This is a genomic window from Rhodanobacter sp. GW835-FHT13D09, assembly GCF_058793995.1.
In genome coordinates this window covers 228,611-237,046 of sequence record NZ_JBXAGL010000005.1, presented here as the reverse complement: position 1 = coordinate 237,046, position 8,436 = coordinate 228,611, and the positions used below count along the sequence as shown (strand labels likewise).

The 8,436-nt window shown below is 66.9% G+C and carries 8 protein-coding genes; 4 read left to right on the top strand and 4 right to left on the bottom strand.

What is annotated here, in order from left to right:
• Window positions 1–266 precede the first annotated feature (266 nt).
• Window positions 267–1,478 carry a tyrosine--tRNA ligase gene (gene tyrS / locus AC1Q5A_RS09670; RefSeq protein ID WP_492700496.1) on the bottom strand — a complete coding sequence of 404 codons (1,212 nt, stop codon included), beginning with the start codon at window positions 1,476–1,478 and terminating at the stop codon, window positions 267–269.
• A gap of 184 nt (window positions 1,479–1,662) precedes the next feature.
• On the opposite strand from tyrS, the gene AC1Q5A_RS09665 reads away from it, so the two are divergent.
• Window positions 1,663–3,108 (top strand): OapA family protein, encoded by a 1,446-nt coding sequence (locus AC1Q5A_RS09665; protein WP_492700495.1) that lies wholly within the window; start codon window positions 1,663–1,665, stop codon window positions 3,106–3,108.
• A gap of 13 nt (window positions 3,109–3,121) precedes the next feature.
• Window positions 3,122–4,255 (top strand): anhydro-N-acetylmuramic acid kinase, encoded by a 1,134-nt coding sequence (locus AC1Q5A_RS09660; protein ID WP_492700494.1) that lies wholly within the window; start codon window positions 3,122–3,124, stop codon window positions 4,253–4,255.
• Here AC1Q5A_RS09660 and AC1Q5A_RS09655 read toward each other — a convergent pair.
• The 3 genes from AC1Q5A_RS09655 to AC1Q5A_RS09645 form a co-directional block, all read right to left on the bottom strand.
• Window positions 4,225–4,536: a hypothetical protein gene (locus AC1Q5A_RS09655; RefSeq protein WP_492700493.1), complete on the bottom strand. Its 312-nt coding sequence runs from the start codon at window positions 4,534–4,536 to the stop codon at window positions 4,225–4,227. The genes AC1Q5A_RS09660 and AC1Q5A_RS09655 overlap by 31 nt on opposite strands.
• A 137-nt stretch (window positions 4,537–4,673) precedes the next feature.
• Window positions 4,674–5,990 carry an AmpG family muropeptide MFS transporter gene (locus AC1Q5A_RS09650; protein ID WP_492700492.1) on the bottom strand — a complete coding sequence of 439 codons (1,317 nt, stop codon included), beginning with the start codon at window positions 5,988–5,990 and terminating at the stop codon, window positions 4,674–4,676.
• Window positions 5,980–6,750, bottom strand: a complete 771-nt coding sequence (locus AC1Q5A_RS09645) for an exodeoxyribonuclease III (RefSeq protein ID WP_492700491.1) — start codon at window positions 6,748–6,750, stop codon at window positions 5,980–5,982. The genes AC1Q5A_RS09650 and AC1Q5A_RS09645 overlap by 11 nt, the downstream gene beginning before the upstream one ends.
• A 166-nt stretch (window positions 6,751–6,916) precedes the next feature.
• Between AC1Q5A_RS09645 and pyrE the strand changes: the two genes are divergently transcribed.
• Both pyrE and AC1Q5A_RS09635 read left to right on the top strand, forming a co-directional pair.
• The gene (gene pyrE, locus AC1Q5A_RS09640) at window positions 6,917–7,564 is read left to right on the top strand and encodes an orotate phosphoribosyltransferase (protein ID WP_492700490.1); all 648 of its coding nucleotides are present in this window, start codon (window positions 6,917–6,919) and stop codon (window positions 7,562–7,564) included.
• A 119-nt stretch (window positions 7,565–7,683) separates the two neighbouring features.
• Window positions 7,684–8,325 carry a DUF4124 domain-containing protein gene (locus tag AC1Q5A_RS09635; protein ID WP_492700489.1) on the top strand — a complete coding sequence of 214 codons (642 nt, stop codon included), beginning with the start codon at window positions 7,684–7,686 and terminating at the stop codon, window positions 8,323–8,325.
• Window positions 8,326–8,436 lie beyond the last annotated feature (111 nt).

Genomic DNA, 8,436 nt, shown 5'->3' with positions numbered 1-8,436 from the left:
TTTTCAGTGATCGCCCCGTGACCTTTCGTCCCGGGTGAGCCGCCCATTCTACATCGCTTTTTACGTCCGTCAACACCTTGGAAAAAGCTCTTCTTCGATGTCCCGCTGGTCCGTCTGACGACGTTGGGCGACTGCGGGGCGCGAATAATACGACGTGAGATTATTTTGGCAAGCGTTTCTTCAGAAAAATCTCGTGCAGGTGCCGCAAGCGGCTGAGTTGCCCCGAAATTCCCCCTGCGTCAACGGGCGGCCAGCCAGCCCACGACTCAGGCGGAGACGAGCCGGACCCGCGCGAAGTTCCGTTTGCCCACTTGCAGGACGCCCTCGAAGCCGGGATGGAAGACACGCTGCGCATCCTCCACGACACTTGCATCGATGCGCACGGCGCGCTCCTTCAGCTTGCGGCCTGCCTCGGAGTTGCTCCCGGCGAGCCCGGCCGCGGTTAGCAGGGCGGCCAGCCGGATGCCCTCGGCAGGCACAGCGATATCCGTCTGCGGCAGCAGCGAGGTATCTCCTTCGCCCCGTACCACCGCCTGCCAACCGGCGACCGCCTGCTCGGCGGCGGCCGCATCGTGGAAGCGCGCGGCCAGTTCGCGCGCGAGGCGCAGCTTGACGTCGCGCGGATTGAGCGCGCCACCGGCGACATCCCGCTTGATCCGCGCCAGCTCGTCCAGCGTCACCTCGAAACTGAGCAGTTCGAACCAGCGCCACATCAACTCGTCACCGATCTTCATGGTCTTGGTGACGATGTCGATCGCCGGCTCGTTGATGCCGATGTAGTTGCCCAGCGATTTGGACATCTTGTTGACGCCATCCAGGCCTTCCAGCAGCGGCATGGTCAGCACGACTTGCGGCGGCTGGCCGTGATGCTCCTGCAGGGCGCGGCCCATCAGCAGGTTGAACTTCTGGTCGGTGCCGCCCAGCTCCACGTCCGCCTTCAACGCCACCGAGTCGTAGCCCTGCACCAGCGGATACAGGAATTCGTGGATCGCGATCGGCTGCTGCGCCGCGTAGCGCTTGGTGAAGTCGTCGCGCTCGAGCATGCGCGCCACGGTGTGCTGGGCGGCGAGCTTGATCATGTCGGCTGCATTCATCTTGCCGAACCACTCGGAGTTGAAGCGCAGTTCGGTCTTCTCGCGGTCGAGTACCTTGTAGACCTGCTCGGCATAGGTCTCGGCGTTGGCCAACACGTCCTCTCGGGTAAGCGGTTTGCGGGTGACGTTCTTGCCGGTGGGGTCGCCGATCATCCCGGTGAAGTCGCCGATCAGGAAGATCACCTGATGGCCCAGATCCTGGAACTGGCGCATCTTGTTCAGCAAAACGGTGTGGCCCAGGTGCAGGTCCGGCGCGGTCGGATCGAAGCCGGTCTTGATCCGCAACGGACGGCCTACCTTCAGTCGTTCGGCCAGGTCTTCCCGCTTGATGATTTCGTCGGCGCCACGCGCAATCGTGGACAGCGCCTGCTCGAGCTCGCTCATGCATATCTCTCTGGAGGATGACGATGACGGGCAACAGTCGAGGTTGTGGCTGCGTCGTCGGCGTTAATTGTGCGTTAACCGGGAATATCGCGCAAACCCTTGATGGAAAAGGCGTTGACGCCATTTACACATGACCGTTATGGTACGCGCAGTTTGCGACTTTGTATCGCGGGGCGCGCAGGGCATGACCGAAGAAAATCAGGGGGCGCGGCAAACCCGCAAGCAGGCTATCTGCCGCAAGGCACAGCGTCGCCACTCCCGTTTCTATGAGCGTTGCGCACACTGGTCGTTCAACCGTTCGGGCGAGGTCGAACCGATCCGCTGGCACCGTGAGCACCTGGTGCTCGCCGGCACCGCACTGCTGATCACCCTGTTGTCCGGCTTCATCATGCCCGCCTGGGCCAGCGCGATGCGCCCCGCTCCCACGCCGGAACTGCATTCGTTGCTGCCGTTGGCGTTGCCCAAGGTCGCGCCGCCGGATGCCGCGGCCGCCACCGTCGACGAATGGCAGGTGGTGCGGGTGCAGCCCGGCCAGACGTTGTCGGACATCTTCACCGCGCGTGGCCTCGGCATGGCCGACCTGCAGAAGGTGCTGGATGCCGCCGGCGACGCCAGGACCGCGCTGCACGGCATCCGCCCCGGAGAGGAATTCGACTTCCTGCTCGGTGCCGACGGCAGCCTCAACGGCTTCCGCTTCGACCGCGACCAGGCCAGCCGCGCGACCATCCGCCTCGACGGCGCGCAACCTACCGTGGCCGTGCAGCAACGCGACATGGACCTGCGCGAGCAGGTGGCGCACGGCGTGATCCGCAGCAGCCTGTACGCCGCCGGCGACCAGGCTGGCATGGACGCGGCGATGGTGGGCAAGCTCGCCGACCTGTTCAAGTACGACATCGACTTCGTGCAGGACCTGCGCGAGGGCGACAGCTTCACGGTGATCTACGACGACATCTATCGCGACGGCGTGCGTTACGGTCAGGGCAACATCATCGCGGCGGAGTTCATCAACCAGGGCAAGCGCTATACCGCCTACCGCTTCAGGAAGGCTGACGGCAGCTATGGCTGGTACAGCGAGGACGGCCGGCCGATCCAGAAATCGTTCCTGCGCATCCCGGTCGACTTCACCCGCATCTCCTCGACTTTCAGCGTCGCGCGCATGCATCCGATCCTCGGCCGCATGCGCGCACACAAGGGCGTCGACTACGCTGCGCCCAGCGGCACGCCGATTCATGCCGCCGGCGATGGCGTGATCAAGTACCACGGCTGGGAGCGCGGCTACGGCAACTTCGTGGTGATCCAGCACAGCAGCAGCATCAGCACCGCCTACGGCCACATGTCGCGCTTCGTGAAAGGCCAGCACGTGGGCGAACGCGTGCGCCAGGGCGAGGTGATCGGCTACGTCGGCATGACCGGCCTCGCCACCGGCCCGCACCTGCACTACGAATTCCGCGTCAACGGCGCGCAGCGCAACCCGCAAACGGTGACCTTGCCCAAGCCGGAGCCGCTGCCGGCCGCGCAGATGGCGCGCTTCAAGGCCGAGGTGGTGAAGCCGCAGCTGGCGCGACTGACCGAGCTCGACGCCCGCATCAAGCTGGCGCGCGCGGGCGCCCCGGCCAACCACGACAACTGAGCGCCCGCCGCGCATGGATGATGCCTCGGCGCTTTATATCGGGCTGATCTCCGGCACCAGCGCCGACAGTATCGATGCCGCGCTGATCGGCTTCAGCCGGGGCGTGCCGCAACTGCAAGCGAGCCACGCACACCCCTGGCCGGAGGATCTGCGCAGGCGGATGCTCGCGCTTGCGCAAGGCGAAAGCGCGCTTGACCTGGATGCGTTTGGACGGCTGGACGTCCAGATCGGCCACTGCTTCGCCGACGCCGCGACACGGCTGCTCGAACACAGCGGCACGCCCGCATCGGCCGTCCGCGCGATCGGTTCGCACGGCCAAACGCTGCGCCACCGACCTACCGGCGAATATCCGTTCACCCTGCAGCTGGGCGATCCCAGTGTGATCGCCGAACGCTGCAACATCGACGTAGTGGCGGATTTCCGCCGCGCCGACGTCGCGGCAGGCGGGCAGGGCGCACCGCTGCTGCCGGCGCTGCACGCGATGCTGCTGGCGCGCCCGGGGCACGCACGGGTCGTGCTCAACCTCGGCGGCATCGCCAACATCACCGTGCTCGGCGCCGATGGCAGCGTGTTCGGCTTCGATACCGGCCCGGCCAACGGCCTGATGGACGCCTGGTGCCTGCACCAGCGCGGCGAGCCGTTCGACCGCGACGGCGCCTACGCCGTCAGCGGCCGCGTCGATGCCGAGCTGCTCGACGCGCTGCTGGCCGATCCCTACTTCGCGCTGCCGCCGCCGAAGAGCACCGGGCGCGAGCATTTCCATCTGGACTGGCTGGCCGCACGCGCCTCGTCGCTGGCCACGCTGGCCCCAGCCGACGTGCAGGCCACCCTGCTGGAACTGACCGCGCACAGCGTCGCCGACGCGATCGCGCGACAGGCACCGCAGGCGGAAGAGGTGCTGGCCTGCGGCGGCGGCGTGCACAACGACGCGCTGATGCGCCGTCTCGGCGAACTGCTGGCGCCGCGCGTGCTGCTGGGTACCTCGCGCTACGGCATCGACCCGGATTTCCTCGAAGCCACTGCATTCGCCTGGCTGGCACGGCAGCGCCTGCTCGGCCTGCCCGGCAACCTGCCGGCGGTCACCGGCGCCCGCGGTCCGCGGATGCTGGGCGCGATCTATTCCGCGCCCGCCGCGCGCCCGGCGTGACCGATACTTTCCGGCGCCAGCTGAGTCGGCCGGGTCTGCGCCAGCGCGCGCAGCGCTTCCTGGAATACCCCCTGTTCCGCGGCCTCCCAATCGCCATCGAGGACGGCCAGTGCATCGGGGTCACGCAGACTCTCGCTGAATTGCTGCGCGGCCGAGATGCCCAAGCCATTGCGCAAGGCGTGCAGCATCACGTCGTTGATTGAACACTGGCGATCCCTGGCCAGCGACCTGATGCGCTCGACAAGCAGGCTATCGACATGCTGCAGGACCATGTCCGGCATAACCGTCACTCCATGTTACGTAGGCCCTGTGCCATGGATGCTTGCACAACCGCCGCACCGGCACACGTCGCGATGATGATTTCGTGGCCGACTTGGCAATTTCGCTGTGAGCGCAACCACACCCGACGATCGACGGTCTAGGTGGCAGCTTCCGCCGCGGCGCGCGCACGCTCTTCGCCACGGAAGTAGCGCCACAGGCCGGCGAACAGCAGCATCGCCGGCAGCACCGCCAGCACCGTGATGACGAAGTAGCCGCCGTAGCCGGTAGCGGTGGCGATGCCGCCGGCGAAGAAGCCGAGCAGCTTGCCGGGCAGGTTGACCAGCGAGCTCAGCAACGCGTACTGCGTCGCGGTGTGCTGGCGGTTGACCAGCGAGGAGAGGAACGCCACGGTCGGCGGCCCCAGCATGCCCAAGGTAAGGTTCTCGCCGGAGATCACCAGGGTCAGCACCAGCAGGTTGCCGGGATGGGCGATCAGCAGCAGGTACAGCAGGTTGCTGCAGCCGCACAGCACAATGGTGACGCCGAGCGGGCGCCACGCGCCCCAGCGCGCCACCGCGGCGCCACCGAGGAACACGCCGACGATGCCGATCCAGATCCCGTAGATCTTGGTGATCGTGCCGATCTCGGTCTTGGAGAAGCCCATGTCGCGGTAGAACGGGCTCATGATGCCGCCGATCGTCGCCTGTTCCGGCATCTTGAACAGCAGCAGGAACAGCAGCGTCACGCCGGCCAGCACCCAGCCATAGCGGCGGAAGAAATCAGTGAACGGATCGATCACGCTCTCGCGCATCGCGTCGCGCCAGCCCGCGGCGCGTATCCGCAGCACCTCCGGCTCGCGCGCGACCAGCGTGGTGGCCAGCGGTACCGCCATCGCCAGCGCCATCAGCGCGTAGACCATCCGCCACGGCAGGTGGTCGGCCAGGATCAGCGCCACCGCGCCGGCCAGCAGCAGGCCGATGCGATAGCCGAGCGAGTAGGTGGCGACCAGCGCGCCCTGCGCCTCGATCGGCGCGATCTCGATGCGGTAGGCGTCCACCGCAATGTCCTGGGTGGCGCCGAAAAACGCCACCACCAGGGTGGCCGCCACGAACGGCGCCAGCTGTACCGGAGTGAGCAGCACCATCGCCAGCAGCCCGAGCACCACGCCCAGCTGCGCGAACAGCAGCCAGCCGCGGCGCTGGCCGAGTCGCGCGAAACCGGGAATCCGCCAGTGGTCGAGCAGCGGCGCCCACAGGAACTTGAACGCGTAGGTCATGCCGGCGCTGGCGATCATCGTGATGTCTCTCAGCTCGATGCCGTTTTCCTTCAGCCAGTACGCCAGCGTGCCGGCCACCAGCAGGAACGGCAGGCCGGAGGAGAAGCCGAACAGGAACATCGTCCACGCCGCCGGCTGCGCGAACGCCCGCCATACCGATGGCTTCGCCGGCCGGGCCGCCACCGGTTCAGTCGGCATAATCGACGGTATAGGGCGCGTGGTCGGAGAAGCGTTCGTCGCGATAGATCGAGCACGCCTTCAGACGCTCACGCAAGCCTGGCGAGACGACCTGGTAGTCGATCCGCCACCCCACGTTGTTCGCACGCGCCTGGCCACGGTTCGACCACCAAGTGTATTCGACCGCGTCCGGCTTGACCGCGCGGAAGCTGTCCACCCAGCCGCGCTCCTGGAACAGCAGGTCCAGCCACGCGCGCTCTTCCGGCAGGCAGCCGGAATTCTTCTGGTTGGAGCTCCAGTTCCTGATGTCATTCCTGGTGTGCACGATGTTCCAGTCGCCGCAGATCACATAGTCGCGGCCGCTCTTCAGCCACCGGTCGAAGATCGGCGTGATCCACTCCATCGCCTTGAACTTGAATTGCTGACGCTCGTCGCCGGAAGAGCCCGACGGGAAGTACAGCGAGACCACGCTGAGCTTGCCGAAGCGCGCCTCGATGTAACGTCCCTCGTTGTCGAACTCGTCCCAGCCCAGTTCGGTGAGCACCTGGTCGGGCTCGCGCTTCGCGTAGATCGCCACGCCGCTGTAGCCCTTCTTGCTGGTCGCGTCACGATAGAAGCAGTGGTGGCCATCGGGGCGGAACATCGGGTCGGTGAGCTGACCTTCCTGCGCCTTGGTTTCCTGCAGGCAGACCACGTCGGCGCGCTGCCGACGCAACCAGTCGAACACGCCCTTGCTGGCGGCCGAACGGATGCCGTTGGCGTTGAAGCTGATGATGCGCATGCGAACTCCTCGGGCGGCGGGCCATCATAGCAACCATGCCGCCCCGCTCCGTCGTCCACGCGCCCGCCCGCAACGGGCTGGTCCACGGCGGCTGTACCATGGCGACCGTGCCGACCCGCAGCACCCGCTGCCGCGGCCCCGACTTCCACCGTTTGCGAGACGATCCGTGCACGACTACCAGCGCGACTTCATCGAACTCACCCTGCGTCGCGAAGTGCTGCGCTTCGGTGAGTTCACCCTGAAATCCGGCCGCCAGAGCCCGTACTTTTTCAACATGGGCCGGATCGACTCGGGCGCCGCGCTGGCTCAGCTCGGTCGCGCCTACGCCGCCGCGGTGGTGCAGGCCGGCATCGCGGTCGACATGCTGTTCGGCCCGGCCTACAAGGGCATCGCACTGGCCGCCGCCACCGCCATCGCGCTGGCCGACGGCCACGGCCGCGACCTGCCGTGGGCCTACAACCGCAAGGAGGCGAAGGATCACGGCGAGGGCGGGGTGCTGGTCGGTGCGCCCATGAAGGGCCGGGTGTTGATCGTGGACGACGTGATGACCGCGGGCACCGCGGTGCGCGAATCGCTGGCGCTGATCCGTGACCACGGCGCCACCCCAGCCGGCGTGCTGATCGCGCTGGACCGGCAGGAGCGCGGGCAGGGCGAGCGCTCCGCCGCGCAGGAGGTCGCGGCCGACTACGGTATTCCGGTGATCGCAATCACCAGCCTCGACGACGTGCTGGCCTATGCCGGCGAGCGGCCGCAACTGGCGGTCGAACACACCCGCCTGCTGGCCTACCGCGAGCGCTATGGGGTCCGGCACTGATCGCAGCGTTCCGGCCGGCACACTCCAGCGAACCCGGTCACAGTGGCGATCATCGCCGCCGTCGCCGCGCTAGGCAGCGTCGTGACGGCGGCTATACTCGGCTCCCCAAGGGGGAGTTCATGCGCAATACCTTGCTCATCGCCGCTACCGTCATGCTGCTAGCCAGCATGTCGGTACACGCACAGAATAGCGGCAACATCCGCTACAAGTGGTATGACGCCCAGGGCTTGATGCATTTCAGCGACAGCCTCACCGCCGAGGCGATGAAGTACGGCTACGACCTGATCAACGACCGCGGCATGGTGATACAGCATGTGCCGCGCCAGCTGACCGCCGAGGAACGCGTCGCCGCCAACAAGCTGGCCGCCGAACAGGCCGCCCGGCAACGGGCCGCGCAGGAGCAGGCGAACGCCGATGTACAGATGCTGTCGGCCTACCCGGACGAGGAGTCCTACAAGATCTCGCTGCAGCAGGCGCTGGACAACATAGACCAGCAGATCCACACCACCCAGATCAACCTGCGCAGCCAGGAGAAGGCGCTGACCGACCTGCTCGGCCGCGCCGCCGACATCGAGAACGCCAAGGACACCGTACCCAAGACGCTCGCCGACAGTATCGCCCAGCAGCGCAACGTGGTCGCCGGCCAGCGCAATACGCTACGTCGCCAGCACACCTTGCGCGAACAGACCGTGCAGGCGCAGGCCAGGCAGCTGGCGCATTACCGCGAACTCAAGACGGCCCAGGCGCAGCCGGCGCAGTAACTCCCGCCGCGGAACCGGCGGCGTCCTCCTTCCGCCATAGCCGTGGCGAGCGTCTTCCTGTCCATGCAAGCGCCCGTTTTGCACCTCGGAAAGCGGGCGCGTGGATCCCGG

What these genes read in the sequence shown, in the direction of transcription:
- AC1Q5A_RS09660 (WP_492700494.1), top strand. Translation starts at nt 3,122, where the DNA reads ATGGATGATGCCTCGGCGCTTTATATCGGGCTGATCTCCGGCACCAGC.
- tyrS (WP_492700496.1), bottom strand. Translation starts at nt 1,478, where the DNA reads ATGAGCGAGCTCGAGCAGGCGCTGTCCACGATTGCGCGTGGCGCCGAC.
- AC1Q5A_RS09635 (WP_492700489.1), top strand. Translation starts at nt 7,684, where the DNA reads ATGCGCAATACCTTGCTCATCGCCGCTACCGTCATGCTGCTAGCCAGC.
- AC1Q5A_RS09645 (WP_492700491.1), bottom strand. Translation starts at nt 6,750, where the DNA reads ATGCGCATCATCAGCTTCAACGCCAACGGCATCCGTTCGGCCGCCAGC.
- AC1Q5A_RS09650 (WP_492700492.1), bottom strand. Translation starts at nt 5,990, where the DNA reads ATGCCGACTGAACCGGTGGCGGCCCGGCCGGCGAAGCCATCGGTATGG.
- AC1Q5A_RS09655 (WP_492700493.1), bottom strand. Translation starts at nt 4,536, where the DNA reads ATGCCGGACATGGTCCTGCAGCATGTCGATAGCCTGCTTGTCGAGCGC.
- AC1Q5A_RS09665 (WP_492700495.1), top strand. Translation starts at nt 1,663, where the DNA reads ATGACCGAAGAAAATCAGGGGGCGCGGCAAACCCGCAAGCAGGCTATC.